The sequence below is a fragment of the Halomonas pelophila genome, assembly GCF_040196315.1.
Classification (GTDB): Bacteria; Pseudomonadota; Gammaproteobacteria; order Pseudomonadales; family Halomonadaceae; genus Halomonas; species Halomonas pelophila.
Genome location: NZ_JBEGCI010000001.1, coordinates 80,253 through 97,147 on the forward strand (window position 1 = coordinate 80,253; position 16,895 = coordinate 97,147).

Annotated in this window: 18 protein-coding genes; 9 read left to right on the forward strand and 9 right to left on the reverse strand. The window is 70.2% G+C overall.

The features are described 5' to 3' along the window. The first annotated feature begins 7 nt into the window (after window positions 1-7). The 5 genes from ABE957_RS00370 (at window position 8) to cysZ (ending at window position 5,211) form a co-directional block, all read left to right on the forward strand. Window positions 8-1,231, forward strand: coding sequence for an ABC transporter permease subunit (locus ABE957_RS00370; protein WP_349756658.1), 1,224 nt, complete (start codon window positions 8-10; stop codon window positions 1,229-1,231). Window positions 1,232-1,241: 10 nt separating this feature from the next. Beyond that, window positions 1,242-2,786: a phosphate ABC transporter permease PstA gene (gene pstA, locus ABE957_RS00375; protein ID WP_349756659.1), complete on the forward strand. Its 1,545-nt coding sequence runs from the start codon at window positions 1,242-1,244 to the stop codon at window positions 2,784-2,786. A gap of 32 nt (window positions 2,787-2,818) precedes the next feature. After that, window positions 2,819-3,637: a phosphate ABC transporter ATP-binding protein PstB gene (gene pstB, locus ABE957_RS00380; RefSeq protein ID WP_349756660.1), complete on the forward strand. Its 819-nt coding sequence runs from the start codon at window positions 2,819-2,821 to the stop codon at window positions 3,635-3,637. A 23-nt stretch (window positions 3,638-3,660) separates the two neighbouring features. Beyond that, window positions 3,661-4,389 carry a phosphate signaling complex protein PhoU gene (gene phoU, locus ABE957_RS00385; RefSeq protein ID WP_349756661.1) on the forward strand — a complete coding sequence of 243 codons (729 nt, stop codon included), beginning with the start codon at window positions 3,661-3,663 and terminating at the stop codon, window positions 4,387-4,389. 81 nt (window positions 4,390-4,470) lie between these two features. Further along, window positions 4,471-5,211 carry a sulfate transporter CysZ gene (gene cysZ / locus ABE957_RS00390; RefSeq protein ID WP_349756662.1) on the forward strand — a complete coding sequence of 247 codons (741 nt, stop codon included), beginning with the start codon at window positions 4,471-4,473 and terminating at the stop codon, window positions 5,209-5,211. Here cysZ and phoR read toward each other — a convergent pair. From phoR to ABE957_RS00410, 4 genes are all read right to left on the reverse strand, one after another. Then, a complete protein-coding gene (gene phoR, locus ABE957_RS00395; protein WP_349756663.1) occupies window positions 5,199-6,509 on the reverse strand; it encodes a phosphate regulon sensor histidine kinase PhoR in 1,311 nt (436 codons plus the stop codon). The two genes, cysZ and phoR, sit on opposite strands and share 13 nt — an antisense overlap. A gap of 1 nt (window position 6,510) precedes the next feature. Further along, window positions 6,511-7,200: a phosphate regulon transcriptional regulator PhoB gene (phoB, locus tag ABE957_RS00400; RefSeq protein WP_349756664.1), complete on the reverse strand. Its 690-nt coding sequence runs from the start codon at window positions 7,198-7,200 to the stop codon at window positions 6,511-6,513. A gap of 87 nt (window positions 7,201-7,287) precedes the next feature. Then, entirely contained in the window at window positions 7,288-8,184 is an 897-nt protein-coding gene (gene ubiA, locus ABE957_RS00405) for a 4-hydroxybenzoate octaprenyltransferase (protein WP_349756665.1), read from the reverse strand. A 174-nt stretch (window positions 8,185-8,358) separates the two neighbouring features. Beyond that, window positions 8,359-8,835, reverse strand: coding sequence for a chorismate--pyruvate lyase family protein (locus ABE957_RS00410; RefSeq protein WP_349756937.1), 477 nt, complete (start codon window positions 8,833-8,835; stop codon window positions 8,359-8,361). A 160-nt stretch (window positions 8,836-8,995) separates the two neighbouring features. On the opposite strand from ABE957_RS00410, the gene ABE957_RS00415 reads away from it, so the two are divergent. The 3 genes from ABE957_RS00415 to ABE957_RS00425 all read left to right on the forward strand — a co-directional run bounded on the left by ABE957_RS00415 (window position 8,996) and on the right by ABE957_RS00425 (window position 11,010). Continuing rightward, entirely contained in the window at window positions 8,996-10,156 is a 1,161-nt protein-coding gene (locus tag ABE957_RS00415; RefSeq protein ID WP_349756666.1) for an FAD-dependent oxidoreductase, read from the forward strand. Between the two features lie 158 nt (window positions 10,157-10,314). Continuing rightward, a complete protein-coding gene (locus ABE957_RS00420) occupies window positions 10,315-10,590 on the forward strand; it encodes an HU family DNA-binding protein (RefSeq protein ID WP_089851221.1) in 276 nt (91 codons plus the stop codon). Between the two features lie 63 nt (window positions 10,591-10,653). Further along, window positions 10,654-11,010 carry a hypothetical protein gene (locus ABE957_RS00425; protein WP_349756667.1) on the forward strand — a complete coding sequence of 119 codons (357 nt, stop codon included), beginning with the start codon at window positions 10,654-10,656 and terminating at the stop codon, window positions 11,008-11,010. A gap of 47 nt (window positions 11,011-11,057) precedes the next feature. On the opposite strand, the gene ABE957_RS00430 is transcribed toward ABE957_RS00425, so the two are convergent. The 3 genes from ABE957_RS00430 to ABE957_RS00440 all read right to left on the reverse strand — a co-directional run bounded on the left by ABE957_RS00430 (window position 11,058) and on the right by ABE957_RS00440 (window position 14,943). Beyond that, the gene (locus ABE957_RS00430) at window positions 11,058-11,756 is read right to left on the reverse strand and encodes a pirin family protein (RefSeq protein WP_349756668.1); all 699 of its coding nucleotides are present in this window, start codon (window positions 11,754-11,756) and stop codon (window positions 11,058-11,060) included. A 188-nt stretch (window positions 11,757-11,944) separates the two neighbouring features. Continuing rightward, a complete protein-coding gene (recG, locus tag ABE957_RS00435; RefSeq protein ID WP_349756669.1) occupies window positions 11,945-14,026 on the reverse strand; it encodes an ATP-dependent DNA helicase RecG in 2,082 nt (693 codons plus the stop codon). Further along, on the reverse strand, window positions 14,023-14,943 hold the full coding sequence (locus ABE957_RS00440) for a hydrogen peroxide-inducible genes activator (RefSeq protein WP_349756670.1): 921 nt from the start codon (window positions 14,941-14,943) through the stop codon (window positions 14,023-14,025). Before ABE957_RS00440 ends, recG begins: the two co-directional genes overlap by 4 nt. Before the next feature lie 114 nt (window positions 14,944-15,057). Here ABE957_RS00440 and ABE957_RS00445 point away from each other — a divergent pair, with 114 nt between their 5' ends. Continuing rightward, a complete protein-coding gene (locus tag ABE957_RS00445) occupies window positions 15,058-15,930 on the forward strand; it encodes an SDR family oxidoreductase (RefSeq protein WP_349756671.1) in 873 nt (290 codons plus the stop codon). A gap of 28 nt (window positions 15,931-15,958) precedes the next feature. Here the strand turns inward: ABE957_RS00445 and thpR are convergent, their stop codons facing one another. Together thpR and ABE957_RS00455 are read right to left on the reverse strand one after the other, a co-directional pair. Next, entirely contained in the window at window positions 15,959-16,474 is a 516-nt protein-coding gene (thpR, locus tag ABE957_RS00450; protein ID WP_349756672.1) for an RNA 2',3'-cyclic phosphodiesterase, read from the reverse strand. 24 nt (window positions 16,475-16,498) lie between these two features. Then, window positions 16,499-16,888: a RidA family protein gene (locus ABE957_RS00455; RefSeq protein ID WP_349756673.1), complete on the reverse strand. Its 390-nt coding sequence runs from the start codon at window positions 16,886-16,888 to the stop codon at window positions 16,499-16,501. Window positions 16,889-16,895: the final 7 nt, after the last annotated feature.

Genomic DNA, 16,895 nt, shown 5'->3' on the forward strand with positions numbered 1-16,895 from the left:
TCCGGTCATGCTCGACTCCCCCCCGCCGACTGCCGTGCGACGCCGCCTGCGTCAGGGGCGCGATCGCCTGGCCACCGCGCTGATCACCGCGGGGGGGATCGGCGTGATCGCCGCGCTGCTGGCTATCGGGCTCTTCCTGGCGGTGGAGGTCGTGCCGCTGTTCTGGCCGTCCGGGGAGTCGAGTGCGATCCCCCCCGAGGCGCTCTGGGGAGCCGGCGAGGCGGCCGATGAGGCCAGCCGCCATCGTTGGGCGCCCACGGCCAGCCTGGCGCCGGACGAGGCGCCGCGGATCAGCCTGGTGCCGCTGGCCTGGGGCACCCTGGAGGCGGCGGCCTGGGCGCTGGCGATCGCCGTGCCCCTGGCGCTGGGGGCGGCGGCCCACTCTTCGCTGTTCATGTCCCGGCGCCTGCGCAGCCGCCTGAAGCCGACGCTGGAGCTGATGGAGGCACTGCCGGGGGTGGTCGTCGGCTTCGTCGCCGGCCTGGTGCTGGCGCCCTGGGTCGAGCGTCACCTGGCCGAGGTCGCCGCCTGCCTGTTGCTGCTGGCGCCGGGGCTGCTGCTGGCCGGCGGGCTCCGCTCGCGGCTTCCGCCTCGACTGCAGCAGTCGTTGCCGCTGGGCTGGGCCGGCCTGTGGCTGGTGCCCTGGCTGGCGCTGGTGCTGGCCGCGTCGGTGTGGCTCGCTCCCTGGCTCGAGGCCGTGGCGTTCGACGGCGACCTTCGCCGCTTCCTGGAGCAGCGTCTGGGGTTCGATATCGCCGTGCGCAACGCGCTGATCGTCGGCGCGGCGATGGGCTTCGCGGTGATGCCGAGCGTCTATGCGCTGGCCGAGGACGCCCTCTCGGGGGTGCCGGCGAGCCTGGCGGAGGGCGCCCAGGCGCTTGGAGCGACCCGCTGGCAGACCCTCTGGAAGGTGGTGCTGCCCGCGGCGTCGCCGGGCATCTTCTCGGCGGTGATGATCGGCGCCGGGCGGGCCGTGGGCGAGACCATGATCGTGCTGATGGCCAGCGGCAATGCCGCCGTGATGACCCTCAATCCCCTGGACGGCCTGCGCTCCCTGGCGGCGACCATCGCCATCGAGCTGCCCGAGGCCGGCCCCGGGGGCGTGCACTATCAGCTGCTGCTGCTGGCGGCCCTGGCGCTGTTCGTCTTCACCTTCCTGGTCAATACCCTGGCCGAGCTGGTGCGCACGCGCCTGCGCCGGCGCTACCGGCGGCTGGGAGGCGGTTCATGAGGGCCGGATCATGACGGAAGCGTCATCTCGCCGCCTGCGCCTGCCCCGCGGTGAAGGCGCCGGTGCCTGGCTCTGTGCGGGCAGCGTGGCGCTCTCGCTGCTGGCCCTGCTGGCGCTGCTGGCGCTCTTGACGGTGCGCGGCCTGGGACACTTCTGGCCGTCGCCCGTCGAGCTGGTGGTGCTCGAGGATGGCCGGCAGCTCGCCGGCGAGCGGGTCCGCGAGGTGCCGCTTGCAGAGGGCGACGGCGTCGAGCGGCTCTATCGCACCGGCAACCGCGACCTGGATGGCGATCGCTGGGCCTGGGTGCGGGTCTCGGCCATCGAGGCGGTGAGCCATCCGGCGGATATAGTGGTGCTGGAGCGCCGCCGCTGGGGGCAGGCGATCGGCCGACTGGCGGCGTTTGAGGCCGCCGGTGGCGAGCGGCTCGAGGGGGAGGCCGCCTGGCCGGCGCTCGAGGCGCGGCTCGACGAGCTCGACGCGCTGCGCGACGCCCGCGACCGCCTGCGCGAGGAGGTGATCCTGCCGCTCGCCGGGCAACGCGTCGAGGACTCGGCGGAGCGTACGCTCGACGCGGCTCACGCCCGGCTGCGCGAGCTGCAGGCGGCCATGGCGGGCGGGCGCCTGAGTCTGGCGACCGCCGATGGCGAAACGCTGTCGGTGCCCCTGGAACAGGTGCTGGGCGCGCGTCGACCCAATGCCATGTCGCCGCTCGACAGGCTCGCCGTCTGGGGTGACGGCGTCTGGCGCTTCCTCTCCGAGGGGCCGCGGGCGGCCAACACCGCCGGCGGGGTCTGGCCGGCGATCTTCGGCACCGTGCTGATGGTCATGCTGATGTCGATCCTGGTGACGCCCTTCGGCGTGCTGGCGGCGATCTACCTCAACGAGGTCGCCCATCAGGGGCGGCTGACGCGGCTGGTGCGCATCGCCGTGCGCAACCTCGCCGGGGTACCCTCCATCGTCTATGGCGTCTTCGGGCTTGGGGTCTTCGTCTACGGGATCGGCGGTCGCCTGGACAGCTGGTTCTTCGAGGCGGCGCTGCCCTCGCCGACCTTCGGCACCGGCGGGCTGCTGTGGGCCTCCCTGACCCTTGCGCTGCTGACCCTGCCGGTGGTGATCGTGGCCACCGAGGAGGGGCTGGCGCGGATTCCCGACCAGCAGCGCGAGGGCGCCCTGGCGCTGGGCGCGACCCGGCTGGAGATGCTCTCCCGGGTGGTGCTGCCGATGGCCGCCCCGGCCATGCTTACGGGGGTGATCCTCGCCGTGGCCCGGGCCGCCGGCGAGGTGGCGCCGTTGATGCTGGTGGGGGTCGCCAAGCTGGCGCCCCAGGTGCCGGTGGACGGTGACTTCCCCTTCCTGCATCTTGAAAGGAAGTTCATGCACCTGGGTTACCACATCTTCGATGCCGCCTTTCATGGCGGCGATGTCCAGGCCGCGATGCCGCTGGTGTATGCCACGGCGCTGCTGCTGGTGCTGGTGATCCTGGTGCTTAACCTGACCGCAATATTTCTGCGTCATCATCTCAGTACGCGTCATGGGGCGCTCACGCGCCGATGAGGTCTGATGCGCGGCGCCACCCGGGAGTCTCGATGCCACTCGTGAAGGATCAGCGTTCGTCGCCCGACCCGGCGGCGATCATCGACTTTCCCCCCGAGGCCAGCAGCCTGGCCATCCGGGGGCTGAGCCTCGCCTATGGCGACAAGACCGCGCTCAGGAACCTCACGCTGAGGGTGCCGCGCCACCGCGTCACCGCCTTCATCGGGCCCTCGGGCTGCGGCAAGTCGACCCTGCTGCGGGTGCTCAATCGCCTCCACGATCTCAACGACGAGGTGGTGCGCGAGGGCGAGGTGACCCTCGAGGGCGAGGACATCCATGCCCCCGAGGTGGCGGTGGCGGAGCTGCGGCGACGGGTGGGCATGGTGTTCCAGTCGCCCAACCCCTTCCCGATGTCGATCCACGACAACGTGGCCTTCGGGCTGCGCCTGCAGGGCGGGCTCAGCAAGCGCAAGCGCGACGACATCATCGAGTGGGCGCTGCGCTCGGCGGCGCTGTGGGACGAGGTGAAGGATCGGCTTCGCGCCTCAGCCTGGTCGCTCTCCGGCGGCCAGCAGCAGCGCCTGGTGATCGCCCGCACCCTGGCGGTGGGCCCCGAGGTGCTGCTGCTCGACGAGCCGGCCTCGGCGCTGGACCCGATCTCGACGCTGAAGATCGAGGAGCTGATCCGCAACCTGAAGTCGCACCTGACCCTGGTGCTGGTCACCCACAACATGCAGCAGGCGGCGCGGGTGTCCGACTACACCGCCTTCCTGCAGCACGGGGAGCTGGTCGAGTACGCGCCCACCGACACCCTGTTCACCAATCCGCGCCTGGCGCGCACCGAGAACTACATCACCGGGCGCATGGCCTGATGGCCGGCCCAAGGAGAGATCCCATGGACATTACCAGCGATAGCCACAGCCAGCATATCTCGCGGCAGTTCAACCAGGAGCTCGACGAGCTCAAGACGCACCTGATGGCCATGGGCGGCCTGGTCGAAAAGCAGGTCCAGGACGCCGTGGGCGCCCTGCTCGACCGCGACTCGGAGCTCGGCCAGCGGGTGGTCGACAACGATCGCGCCGTCAACGACATGCAGATCAAGATCGACGAGGAGTGCACCCAGGTGCTGGCGCGGCGCCAGCCCACCGCCTCGGACCTGCGCCTGGTGCTGGCGGTGATCCGCGCCGCCTCCGACCTGGAGCGCATCGGCGACGAGGCGAGCAAGATCGCGCGCAACGCCATCGACCTGATCGAGTCCGACAGCGGCAACCGCGGCTTCGTCGAGGTGCGCATGATCAGCGAGCACGTGCGCCGCATGGTGCGTGACGCCCTGACCTCCTTCGCGCGCCTCGATACCGAGCTAGCGCTGAAGCTGGTCCACGAGGACGACGAGGTCGACAACGAGTACGGCAGCGCCATGCGCTCGCTGATGACCTTCATGATGGAGGACGCCCGGGCAATCTCGCCGGTGCTCAGCGTGATGTGGATCCTGCGCGCCCTGGAGCGCATCGGCGATCACGCCAACAACCTGGCCGAGTACGTCGTCTACCTGGTCAAGGGGCTCGACATCCGCCATACCGACCCCGAGGATCTCGACAAGGACATCTTCGAGCGCAACGCTTGACCTCGTCCCCCGCTTGACCCTCAATGCGCAGGCCGCCGCCCCTCGGGCGGCGGCCTTCACGTGATGATGAGGACGCTCCGGATGCTCGATGCCTTCACCGCGCTGACCCGCGGCACCCGCCTGGTCTACTCCCGCGGCCTGCGCCGCTACGTGTTCCTGCCGATACTGGTCAACCTGCTGGTCTACGGCGCCATGCTCGGCTACGTGGTGGGCAACTTCGGTGGCTGGCTCGACGGCTGGATGGCCATGGTGCCCGAGTGGCTCTCCTGGCTGTCGTGGCTGATCTGGCCGCTGTTCGTGGTGAGCCTGGTGCTGATCGTCTTCTTCACCTTCACCCTGGTGACCCACCTGATCGCCGCGCCCTTCTACGGCTTCCTGGCGGCCCGGGTCGAGGTCGAGGTGACCGGGCGGCCGCCGCTGGACGACCGGGGGCTTACGAAGACCGCCGTGGATGCCATGGGCCGCGAGCTGGTCAAGCTGGCCTACATCCTGCCGCGCATGGCGCTGCTCTTCGTGCTCAGCTGGATCCCGGTGCTCAACCTGATCGCGCCGCTGCTGTGGGCGGCCTTCACGGCCTGGATCATGGCGATCACCTACCTCGACTACCCGATGGACAACAACAAGGTCAGCTTTCGCGACATGCGCCAGCGCCTGGGCGCGCGCCGCTGGCCGACCCTGACCTACGGCGGCTGGGTGACCCTGATCACCTGGCTGCCGCTGGCCAATCTCTTCCTGCTGCCCGGCGCCGTGGCCGCCGCGGTGCTGATGTGGGATCGCCACTACCGCGGCCTGGAAACCGTCACCCCGCCTCAGGCGCGCTGAGGCTGCGGCGCCTCCTGCAGGCGGCCGGCGGGGAAGACGCAGCGGAAGGTGGCGCCGCGGCCGGGGCGCGAGTCGATCTCCAGCCGGGCGTCGTGGCGCAGCAGCACGTGCTTGACGATGGCCAGCCCCAGGCCGGTGCCGCCGGTGGCGGTGCTTCGGCCCTTGTCGACGCGATAGAAGCGCTCGGTGAGGCGTGGCAGGTGCACCGGATCGATGCCCTCGCCGTCGTCCTGCACCTCCAGGCAGGCACCGTCTCCCCGGGCCCGCCAGCGCAGCACGATATGGCAGCCGTCGCCCGAGTAGCGCACGGCGTTGAAGGCCAGGTTGGAGAGCGCGCTGCGGATCTCCTTCGCGTTGCCGATCAGCGTGCGGGTGGCGGTGTCTTCCACCGAGATGACCTGGCGTCCGCCGGAGAGCGCCTCGGCATCGTGGCGCACCGCCTCGAGCAGCGCCGCCATGTCGAGCGGGCCGTCGTGCCGGCCGCCCCGATCGATCTCCAGGCGCGACAGCAGCAGCAGGTCGTCAACCAGGTTCTGCATGCGCTCGGTCTGGGCCTGCATCGAGGACAGGCCGCGGCCCAGCCGGGGCGGTAGCTGATCGGCCATGTCGGTGTAGGTCTCGAGGTAGCCGGCGAGCACCGTCAAGGGCGTTCTCAGCTCGTGGGAGACGTTGGCCACGAAGTCGCGGCGCATCTGCTCCAGGCGGTGCAGGCGAGTGATATCGCGGGCCATCACCAGGCGCTCGTCGTCGCCGTAGAGGGTGATCTGGAACTGCAGGATCCGCGACTCGTCGATGGGTGAGGTCAGGGTCAGCGGCTCACGGTAGTCGCGGCCGTGGAAGTAGTCGACGAAGCGCGGGTCGCGCAGCAGGTTGGTGATGTGCTGGCCGCGGTCCTGCTGGGGCTGGAAGCCGAGCATCTGTTCGGCGGCGCTGTTCCACCACTCCAGGTCGCCGTGACGGTCGAGCATCACCACGCTGTCGCGCATCGCCTCCGACGACTCCTGGATGCGCTGCAGGGTCGAGCGCAGGCGCTGCTGGGTGATCCGCTGGCTCTTCTGGTAGCGATAGAGGCGGTCGAACAGCTCGCCCCACAGGCCGCTGGCGGCGGGCGGCTCCTCTTGGGGGCGGTGGGTCAGCCACTGGTAGAGGGCATTGAGCTGGCGCAGGTGGAAGGCCAGGCAGAGCGCGAGGCCGACGGCGATGCCGGTCGGGATGGCGGCGAAGGGCCAGCCGAGCAGGGCGCCGGCGGCGACCAGGGCCGCCAGGCGCCAGCCCTCGCGTCTCCAGAGGCGACCCACGTCAGCCCTTGGCGGAGAACCGGTAACCGGTGCCACGGACGGTCTGGATCAGCTGCTGGTGAGGCTCGCCCAGCGCCTTGCGCAGGCGGCGGATGTGCACGTCCACGGTGCGCTCCTCGACATAGACGTTGCCGCCCCACACCTGATCGAGCAGCTGGCCGCGGGTGTAGGCGCGTTCCTGGTGGGTCATGAAGAACTGCAGCAGCCGGTACTCGGTGGGGCCCATCTCCAGCGACTGGCCGTCGACGCTGACCCGATGGCTGACCGGGTCGAGGATCAGGCCGTCGATCTCCACCGCGTCCTCGACCCCCTGGGGGGTGGCGCGGCGCAGCACCGCCTTGAGGCGTGCCACCAGCTCGCGCGGCGAGAAGGGCTTGGTGATGTAGTCGTCGGCCCCGGCCTCGAGTCCCTGGATCTTGTTGTCCTCCTCACCCTTGGCGGTGAGCATGATAATCGGCAGGTCGGCGGTGGCCTCCTCACGCTTGAGGCGCCGGGCCAGCTCGATGCCGCTGGTGCCGGGCATCATCCAGTCGAGCAGCACCAGGTCGGGCTGGTGATCGACTACCATGGCGTGGGCTGCCTGGGCACTGTCCGCCTCGAGGACGCGATAGTCGGCCATCTCCAGCGCTACCGCGATCATCTCGCGGATCGGCGCCTCATCGTCGACGATCAGTACGGTCTTGGCGCTCATCCCGAAGCCTCATGGTCAATGTCAGGTCGATGACGATGACAACACGTCATGATGACAATAGCGTGACAGGGGCGGCCTGTCGCCGGCTCAGCCCCCCTGCACCGCGGGCCACAGCGAGAGCGCGATGCCGGCGAAGGCGACGAGGCCCGACCAGTGGTTGTTGAGGAAGGCCTGGAAGCAGCGGTCGCGATCGCGTTCGCGGATCAGCCGCTGCTGGTGCACGAAGGTCGCCGCCATGGCGGCGAGTCCCAGCCAGAAGAAGCCCCCCAGCGCGAGCAGCACCCCGGCCCAGGCCAGCAGCGCCAGGGTCAGGCCCTGAAGCAGGCCGATCATCAGCCGGTCGGCGCGCCCGAACAGCACCGCGGTGGACTTGATGCCGATCCTCAGGTCGTCGTCGCGGTCGACCATGGCGTACTCGGTGTCGTAGGCCACCGTCCAGGCCACGTTGGCGGCGAACAGCAGCCAGGCCACCGGCGGCACCGTGCCGAGCACCGCCCCGAAGGCCATGGGGATCGCCCAGGAGAAGGCCGCGCCGAGAAAGGCCTGGGGCAGGTGGGTGTAGCGCTTCATGAAGGGGTAGATGGCGGCCAGCAGAACGCCGACCACCGAGAGCATCACCGTGAAGAGGTTAGTGAACCAGACCAGCACGAAGGCGGCCATCACCAGGATCGCGAACAACCCCTGGGCCTCCCCCTCGGCGATGCGGCCGGTGGCCAAGGGGCGATTCCGGGTGCGCTTGACGTGGCCGTCGAGGTGGCGGTCGGCGTAGTCGTTGACCACGCAGCCGGCGGCGCGCATCAGGTAGACCCCGGCGATGAAGATCAGCAGCACCCGGCGCCCGGGCAGCCCCTCGGCGGCGATCCACAGTGCCCACAGGGTGGGCCACATCAGCAGCCAGGTGCCGATGGGGCGGTCCAGCCGGGTCAGGTGCAGGAAGTCGGGCACCCGGGCAAGTCCCTCGGGGCGCATCAGGGAACGGTCCATCTCTACCTCATGAGAGTCGTTGAGCGGTCTGGGGAGGCTGAACCGGTGACAAGCCGTCTAGGAGGCGCTGTGAATACCTCCCTGTACGCTACCGACGCCATCCTTGGCGTAGGACCTCCTATCCGGCTTGCCCCCGGCGCCGCCTGATATGGGCATCGGGAACTGGACCAGAGCCTAGCGTGAAGGAAGCTCGAGGTCATCCGTCATGGTGGCCAGGAAGGACTCCTGGACCAGCACCGCGAAGCGCCGGTGGCGAAATACCGAGCGGCGCGCCCAGGGGCCATCGGCGGCCTGGAAGAGCAGCGGGTCGGCGGTGACCTCCAGGGGGCCGCGCATCAGGTCGGGCTGGCGGAACAGCCAGTGGCCCAGGGAGCGCTCGCCCAGGCCCTCGAGGCGCTGGCCATGGAGCCCGTCCAGGGGCACCACCGAGCGGGCCATGACCCAGGGGCGCTCGTCCAGGCACAGCGCCACTTCGCGCAGCCAGGCCACGCGGCCATGGGGCAGCCCCAGGGCCAGGGCCTCGTCGCGGTGGGGGCGGCCGAGGCGCTGATCCAGCAGGCGCACCCGGAAGGCGCGCCGGCCCCCGGCGGCGATCAGCCGGGCGGTGAGCGAGTCGCGGGACGCCACCCAGCGCCACCAGTCGGGACTCATGGCGGGGCGTGCCGCCGCCAGGGGACGCCAGCGAGGATCGCGTGCCGAGCCGTTGCTCACCGTGTGTCTCCGCGTCGATTTCGAGGGCGGCTAGTGTACCATGTCGGTGCGACACGCTTTCCCGTGACGGGCCGCCCCGGCCCCCACATCGAGGAGTTCCATGACCGCCCCCCTGACCATCATCGGCTCCGGCATGGCGGGTCTCGGACTGGTGCGTCAGCTACGCCAGCTCGACCCCGCGCGACCGATGACCCTGATCACCGCCGACAGCGGCGACGACTACTCCAAGCCGCTGCTCTCCACCGGCTTCGCCAAGCGCCTGCCGCCGTCGCGCCTGGCGGCGCGCTCGGCCCTCGAGGTGGCCGACGAGCTCGACGCCGTGGTGCGCACCCATACCCGGGTCGAGGCGATCGACGCCGCGGCCCGGACCCTGACGATCGGCGCCGAGACCCTGCCCTGGAGCGAGCTGGTGCTGGCCACCGGCGCGGCGCCGGCGTGGCCCTTCACGCTGCCCGAGGCCGTCGCCGAGCGCATCTTCAGCGTCAACGACCTGGACGATTACCGCGCCTTCCATGTGGCCCTGGAGGCGCTCGGCCGGCCGGCGCGGGTGGCGGTCATCGGCCTCGGCCTGGTGGGCTGCGAGTTCGCCAACGACCTCGCCGCGGGTGGGCACGCGGTCGAGCTGGTGGCTCCGGAACCGGCGCCTTTGCCGCGGCTGGTGCCCGAGACACTCGGCCACGCCCTGGGCGAGGCCTTCCGCGAGGCCGGCATGCGACTTCACACCGGGCGCCAGCTGGCCCGGCTCGAGGCCGAGGGCGATGGGGTCGCGGTGGGGCTCGACGACGGCGCGTCGCTCTCGGCCGACCTGGTGCTGGTTGCTACGGGGCTCAGGCCGCGCACCGCGCTCGCCGAGTCGGCCGGGCTCACGGTCAGCCAGGCGGGCATCCACACCGACCGCCGGCTGGCGACCTCGGTGCCCGGCATCCATGCCCTGGGCGACGTGGCCTGCGTCGATGGGGTCAACGCCATGTACGTCCAGCCGCTGCTGGCCAGCGCCAAGGCCCTGGCGCGAACCCTGACCGGCACGCCCACCTCGGTGGCCTACGGCCCCTGGCCGGTGCTGGTCAAGACGCCGCTGCTGCCGGTGGTGGCGCTGCCCCCCGCCCGGGCGCCGGCGCGCTGGCGAATCGAGGGCGAGGGTCGCGACCTGATCGCGCTGGCTGAGAACGAGGCCGGAGAGCTGATCGGCTTTGCGTTGACAGGGCGCGCGGTGCGTCGGAAAGTCGAACTGGCGCGAGCCGCGCCGCCGTTGCTAGGCTAGATTCGTCAACCACCGGGCCTCTCGCGGTCATCGGGTCGCGGCGCCATCGTCTTTAGTACGATGGAGGGTAGGCGCGTGATGCGCTGACGGGTCGTATGAAATAATCATCCAGTCGGCGACGAACGCCGGCATTTCGATGCCAATATCAGGAGGGCTGTATGCGCAAGCCAGAACTCGCCGCGGCGATTGCCGAGCGTGCTGATCTATCCAAGGACAAGGCCAGCCAGGTGCTCAACGTCATTCTCGACGAGATCACCGGGAGCGTTTCTCAGGGACAGGATGTTTCGCTGATCGGCTTCGGCACCTTCACCGTGCGCGAGCGTGCCGCGCGCACCGGCAAGAACCCCCAGACCGGCAAACCGCTGACCATACCGGCCAGCAAGACCGTCGCCTTCAAGCCAGGCAAGGGCCTCAAGGACGCCGTCGGCAAGTAAGGCGCTGCGGCCCGCTCAACGCGGGCCGCGTGATTCCCCCCTCCCTCCGGATCCGGAGCCAATATGAAGCTGCGACTGATGCTGTGGCTGCTCGGGCTGATGCTCAAGCGCGCCCTGCGCCGCCAGGCGCGGTTTCGCGAATTGCTGGGAGAGATGCGCGGCCTGGACTGGGGCATCGCCACCGAGGATCTGTCCATCGCCCGGCACTACCGCATGTCTCCCGGCGGCATCCGCGCGGGCCACGGCCTGCCGGTGGATCTCGACCTCGAGCTGCGCTTCGCGGACGAGGCCACGGCGCTCAAGGTCCTCAAGAAGCCCACCCAGCAGGCCTTTCTCGATGGCATGATGGAAGGCACCGTGCGCCTTGTCGGCGACTCCGGTGATCTCAAGAAGCTGCAGCGCCTGCTCAAGCATCTGTAGCCCTCGCCGAGGTATTGCCCTCAACCACCATGACGGCCACGACGTGATCAGGGCAGGTCGAAGACCAGGACCTCGGCCTCCTGGCCCCGTTCAAGGATGACGCCGGCTTCCTGTTCCAGCCTGAGCCCGTCGCCGGCGCGCATCGGCTGGCCGTTGACCACCAGGCTGCCTCGGGCGACGTGGACATACCCGCGACGTCCGGGGGCCAGCGGCAGCTCGGCACGCTCTTCGCCATCGATGAGGGCGGCGTAGATGGCGGCGTCCTGCTGGATCACCAGGGAGCCGTCGCGGCCGTCCGGGGTGATGATCGGCTGCAGCCCGCCGCGTTTGTCCGCCTCGCTGAACTCCGTCTCCTGGTAACGCGGCGTGAGCCCCGCTTCCCGGGGGATCAGCCAGATCTGCAGGAAATGCACCGGCCGCTCGTCGGAGCCGTTGAACTCGCTGTGCAAGACTCCGGTGCCGGCACTCATCAGCTGCACCTGGCCGGGGCGGATGCTGGAGTCGTTGCCGAGGGTGTCGCGATGGGCCAGCTCACCGTCGAGCACATAGGAGAAGATCTCCATGTCGCGATGCCCGTGACGACCGAAGCCCCGACCGGGGACGACCCGGTCCTCGTTGATCACCCGCAGCACGCTGAAATGGAGGTGCTCCGGGTCGAAGTAGTCGGCGAAAGAGAAACTGTGACGGCCTTTGAGCCAACCGTGGTCGGCATAACCACGTTCCTGAGCGGGACGAAGGGTCAGCATGTGGGCACCTCCTGCATGAGCTCTGGTCTGCCTGAGAGCGGGTGTCTGGGGATGCCAACCAGCTTATCGTCGATTTATACGAGCAAAAGCGGATTATTGTCCCAGATCCATTCGACTAAATAGAACGAATGCCTCTCCCGCCCCTGCTCCCGGGCACCGTCGAAGGCGGCGCTACGTGCTGCCGGACGCTATACCTGTCCGTACCGCCCCGCCTGCTCGCCCAGCCAGCGGCGGATCAGCGGCCGGCTGGCCTCGGGGTGGCTCGCCAGCAGGGCCTCGGCCAGGGGGGCGACGCGATCGAGCAGGTCGGCGTCGCGTTCCAGATCGGCGATCTTCATCTGCGCGAGCCCTGTCTGGCGGGTGCCCAGCACCTCACCGGGACCGCGGATCTCCAGGTCCTTCTCGGCGATGCGAAAGCCGTCGGTGGTCTCGCGCATCACCGCCAGCCGCTCCCGCGAGTGAGCGGAGAGGGGCGGGTGGTAGAGCAGCACACAGAAGCTCTCCACGGCGCCGCGCCCGACCCGGCCGCGCAGCTGGTGCAGCTGCGAGAGCCCGAGTCGTTCGGGGTTCTCGATGATCATCAGGCTGGCGTTGGGCACGTCGACCCCCACCTCGATCACCGTGGTGGCGACCAGCAGGTCCAGCTCGCCGGCCTTGAAGGCCGCCATCACCTCGGCCTTGTCGGCGGGCTTCATGCGGCCGTGGACCAGGCCGATGGCGAGCTCCGGCAGCGTCTCGGTAAGCTCGTCGCGCGTGGCCTCGGCGGCCTGGCACTGCAGCGCCTCGGACTCCTCGATCAGCGTGCAGACCCAGTAGGCCTGGCGCCCCTCGGCGCAGGCGTGGCGGATGCGCGCCATCACCTCGGGGCGGCGCTCGTCGGGCATCACCACCGTCTTCACCGGGGTGCGGCCGGGGGGCAGCTCGTCGATCACCGAGACGTCCAGGTCGGCGTAGGCGCTCATCGCCAGGGTGCGCGGGATCGGCGTGGCGGTCATCACCAGCTGGTGGGGCGTGAGGCCGCCGGCCTCGCCCTTCTCGCGCAGCGCCAGGCGCTGATGGACGCCGAAGCGGTGCTGCTCGTCGATGATGGCGAGCCCCAGGCGCTGAAAGTGCACGTCGCCCTGGAAGAGCGCGTGGGTGCCCACCACCATGCGCGCCCGGCCATCGCTGATCGCCGCCTTGGTGTCCAGGCGCGCCTTGCCCTTGAGCTTGCCCGAGAGCCAGGCCACCTCGATGCCCAGCGGCTCGAACCAGGCGCTGAAGGTGCGGTAGTGCTGCTCGGCCAGTATCTCGGTGGGGGCCATCATCGCCGCCTGGCAGTCGGCGGCGATGGCCGAGAGCGCCGCCATGGCGGCGACCACCGTCTTGCCGGAGCCCACGTCGCCCTGCACCAGCCGCAGCATCGGCACCTGGCGCGCCAGGTCCGCGGCCAGCTCGTCGAGCACCCGGCGCTGGGCGCCGGTCAGCGAGAAGGGCAGCTGGGTCAGGAAGCGCGCCTGCAGGCCGCGCCCGCCGTGCAGCGCCGGGGCACCGTCCTCCTGGATGCGCTGGCGCACCTCCTGCAGGCTGAGCCGATGCGCCAGCAGCTCCTCCAGGGCCAGGCGGCGACGCGCCGGATGATGGCCGCCGGCCAGCTGTTCCGGGTCGGCCTCCGGCGGCGGCCGGTGCAGGGTGTCCAGGCAGTGGTGAAGCGCGGGCAGGCCGAAGCGCTGGCGCAGCGGCTCGGGGATGCCGTCCGGCAGGGCGTCCGGGTCGGCGTCCAGGCGCGCCAGGGCCTGGTCGATCAGCGCCCGCAGGCGGGTCTGGTGCAGCCCCTCGGTGGCCGGGTAGATGGGCGTCAGGTGATCCTCCACCGGGGCGTCGCCGCCGCTCAGCAGGCGATACTCCGGATGGTAGAGTTCGAGCCCGGTGGCGCCGGCGCGGGCCTCGCCGAAGGCGCGCACCCGGGCCCCGGCCTGGAACTGCTGCTGCTGGGCGGGGGAGAAGTGGAAGAAGCGCAGGCTGAGGATGCCGGAGCCGTCGCGCAGGCGCACCAGCAGGCTGCGCCGCCGCCCCTGCACCACCTCACCGGCCACCACCTCGCCCTCCACCACCGCCTCGTGCCCGGCACTCAGGGTGCCGATGGGGGTGATCCGGGTGCGGTCCTGGTAGCGCAGCGGCAGGTGGAACAGCAGGTCGGCGACGCGCTCGATGCCCAGCCGGGCGAGCTTTCCGGCCAGCGCCTCGCCGACCCCCTTGAGGTCCGTGACGGGGGCATCGAGCTCGCTCATGCCGGGTCGAGCTCGGCCTGCCGGCAGTGCGCGATGGCGTCGGTGACGGCATCGATGGCCCGGGGCCGCGGGAAGCTGGCGCGCCAGGCGATGGCCACGGTGCGCGAGGGCGCCGGGGCGGTGAAGGGGCGGCTCACCAGCATGCCGCGCTCGTAGTGCCCGGTGCCGATGGCCGAGCGAGGCAGCACGGTGATGCCGAGCTTGGAGGCCACCATGTGGCGGATAGTCTCCAGTGACCCCCCCTCGGCGGTGAGGGTATTGGAGGGGCTGTTGAGCTGGTGGCTGATGGCCGGACAGGCCTCGAGGATCTGGTCGCGGAAGCAGTGGCCCTCGCCGAGCAGCAGCAGGCGCTCCTCCAGCAGGTCCTCCTTGTCGATGCTCTCGCGCTCTGCCCAGCGGTGGTCGGCCGGCAGCAGCACCTCGAAGGCCTCCTCGTAGAGCGGCTTGGTGACCACGTCGGTCTCGGTGAAGGGCAGCGCGATGATGATGGCGTCCAGCTCACCGCTTCTGAGCTTGCGGCGCAGGTTGCCGGTGAAGCCCTCCTCGATGTAGAGCGGCATCTGGGGGGCCTGCCGGGAGAGCTCCGGGATCAGGTACGGGAAGAGGTAGGGGCCGATGGTATAGATGGCACCGATGCGCAGGGGGCTCGCCAGCTGGTCGCGGCCGGCGGTGGCCAGCTCCTTGATCACGCTGCTCTGCTCCAGCACGCGCTGGGCCTGCTCGACGATCCGCTCGCCCATGGGGGTGACCTGAACGGTGGATTTCGAGCGCTCGAACAGCGCCACACCGAGCTCCTCCTCGAGCTTCTTGACGGCCACCGACAGGGTCGGCTGGGAGACGAAGCAGCGCTCCGCGGCGCGTCCAAAGTGGCGCTCCTGAGCCAGTGTCACGATATAGCGGAGTTCTGTTAGAGTCATGTGGTGCCGGCAGGCATCCTCTTCTAAAGCGGGTGACGGTCGAAGGCGATCATGCCCGATACGATAGGACACAATAATGCCAATAGGGACTTTTTATCAGGGGGTGAGGGAAAGGTGAAGACGACGACACTGATTCTCGGTTGCGGCGACATCGGCATGGCGCTGGGCCGCGAGCTGCTCGAGGCGGGCCACCGCGTGGTCGGGGCGCGCCGCCATCCCCAGGCGCTGGACGGCAGCGGCCTCGAGGCCGTGGCGGTCGACCTCGCCGACCCGGCCACCCTCCCCGGGCTGCCCGACGCCGACACCCTGGTCTACGTGGTCAGCGCCGACCGCTTCGAGGAGGAGGCCTATCGTGCCGCCTATCCCGACGGCCTGAAGGCGGTGCTCGAGGAGTTCGCAGGCCGCGACCGGCCCCCAACGCGCGTGTTCTTCGTCTCCTCGACCAGCGTCTATGCCCAGCGCGACGGCGAGCTGGTCGACGAGACGAGCCCCGCCGAGCCGTCCGGCTTCTCGGGCACCCTGATGTGCGAGGCCGAGCAGGCGCTGATCGACCACGACCTGCCCGGCACCGTGGTGCGCTTCTCGGGGATCTACGGCCCCGGTCGCGACCGCCTGATCCGCCAGGTCGGCGAGGGGCGCATTGCGCCGGCGAGCCCCGTGATGTACTCCAACCGTATCCACCGCGACGACTGCGCCGGGGCGCTTGCGCACCTGATCGGCCTGTCGCTCGCCGGCACCCCGCTCGAGCCGCTCTATCTGGGCAGCGACTGCGAGCCGGCGCCGCTCAACGAGGTGATGGCCTGGCTCGCCAAGCAGCTCAAGGTCGAGGCCACCGAGAATATCCAGTCGCCCCTGCGTCGCCGCGCCAGCAAGCGCTGCGACAACGCGCGCCTGCTCGAGAGCGGCTATCGCTTCCGCTATCCGAGCTATCGCGAGGGCTATGCCCAGGTACTGAAGGCAGGCGGCTTCCTGCCCGCCAAGGCGTGACGGAACGCCTGAGCGCGGAGTGCCGCGTTCAGGGCGCCGGCGAGCGGGCGAGGGTCTGGTAGCGGGCGCCGTCCTGCTCGGTGAAGGAGCGCAGCAGCGCCACCTGCCGGTAGGGCCAGACGAGATCCGGGAGGGGCAGCCCGTCGCTCTCCAGCCGACGGGCCCGACGCAGCAGCGTCACGTGGGGGATGAAGCGCGACGGTCGTCCCGTGAAGCCCTGCCGTTCGAGGTCTCGCCACAGCGACGCCTGAAGATTCACCATCGCCCTGTCGGGCGTCTGGCTTCCCACCCAGAGGATGCCCGGGCGGCGAAACGCACCCCAGCCGTCCAGGCGCCACTCCCCTCCGGGCACGTCCAATCCCTCTACCCAGGTCGAGAGCCCCTCGGCCTTCTCCTCGCTGACCTCGCCGATGAAGGCCAGGGTCAGGTGCAGGCTGTCATCGGGCACGCGCCGCCCGCCGCAGCGGGCATGGGCCCACTCGGCGAGTTCGCCGAGCCGCCGGCGCAGGGCCGGCGGCGGCATCAGGGCCAGGAAGAGGCGCATGCCGGCAAAGTCAGGCGGAAGGGATCAGTCGCCGATGACCAGCACGGCCTCCGCCTCGACCAGCGCGCCCTTCGGCAGCGCCTTCACGCCCACCGCGGCACGTGCGGGGAAGGGGGCCTTGAAGAACTCCTCCATCACCTGATTGACCACGGTGAACTGGCCCAGGTCGACCAGGTAGAGGTTGACCTTGACCACGTCCTGCAGGGTGCCGGCGGCCTCCTCGCAGACGGCCTTGAGGTTGGCGAAGACCTGGCGCGCCTGGGCCTCGAAGTCGTCGGAGACGATCTCCATGCTGGTCGGGTCCAGCGGGATCTGGCCGGAGATGTAGACGGTGTTGCCGGCCTTGATGGCCTGGGAGTAGGGGCCGATGGCGGCGGGCGCCTGGTCGGTGTTGATCACGGCCTTGTTGCTCATGGTGGTG

Coding starts and splice junctions, on each gene's coding strand:
- cysZ (WP_349756662.1), top strand. CDS start 4,471: ATGCTCGATGCCTTCACCGCGCTGACCCGCGGCACCCGCCTGGTCTAC.
- ABE957_RS00440 (WP_349756670.1), bottom strand. CDS start 14,943: ATGACTCTAACAGAACTCCGCTATATCGTGACACTGGCTCAGGAGCGC.
- recG (WP_349756669.1), bottom strand. CDS start 14,026: ATGAGCGAGCTCGATGCCCCCGTCACGGACCTCAAGGGGGTCGGCGAG.
- ubiA (WP_349756665.1), bottom strand. CDS start 8,184: ATGGACCGTTCCCTGATGCGCCCCGAGGGACTTGCCCGGGTGCCCGAC.
- ABE957_RS00455 (WP_349756673.1), bottom strand. CDS start 16,888: ATGAGCAACAAGGCCGTGATCAACACCGACCAGGCGCCCGCCGCCATC.
- ABE957_RS00420 (WP_089851221.1), top strand. CDS start 10,315: ATGCGCAAGCCAGAACTCGCCGCGGCGATTGCCGAGCGTGCTGATCTA.
- thpR (WP_349756672.1), bottom strand. CDS start 16,474: ATGCGCCTCTTCCTGGCCCTGATGCCGCCGCCGGCCCTGCGCCGGCGG.
- ABE957_RS00430 (WP_349756668.1), bottom strand. CDS start 11,756: ATGCTGACCCTTCGTCCCGCTCAGGAACGTGGTTATGCCGACCACGGT.
- ABE957_RS00425 (WP_349756667.1), top strand. CDS start 10,654: ATGAAGCTGCGACTGATGCTGTGGCTGCTCGGGCTGATGCTCAAGCGC.
- pstA (WP_349756659.1), top strand. CDS start 1,242: ATGACGGAAGCGTCATCTCGCCGCCTGCGCCTGCCCCGCGGTGAAGGC.
- ABE957_RS00410 (WP_349756937.1), bottom strand. CDS start 8,835: ATGAGTCCCGACTGGTGGCGCTGGGTGGCGTCCCGCGACTCGCTCACC.
- ABE957_RS00370 (WP_349756658.1), top strand. CDS start 8: ATGCTCGACTCCCCCCCGCCGACTGCCGTGCGACGCCGCCTGCGTCAG.
- ABE957_RS00415 (WP_349756666.1), top strand. CDS start 8,996: ATGACCGCCCCCCTGACCATCATCGGCTCCGGCATGGCGGGTCTCGGA.
- phoB (WP_349756664.1), bottom strand. CDS start 7,200: ATGAGCGCCAAGACCGTACTGATCGTCGACGATGAGGCGCCGATCCGC.
- phoU (WP_349756661.1), top strand. CDS start 3,661: ATGGACATTACCAGCGATAGCCACAGCCAGCATATCTCGCGGCAGTTC.
- pstB (WP_349756660.1), top strand. CDS start 2,819: ATGCCACTCGTGAAGGATCAGCGTTCGTCGCCCGACCCGGCGGCGATC.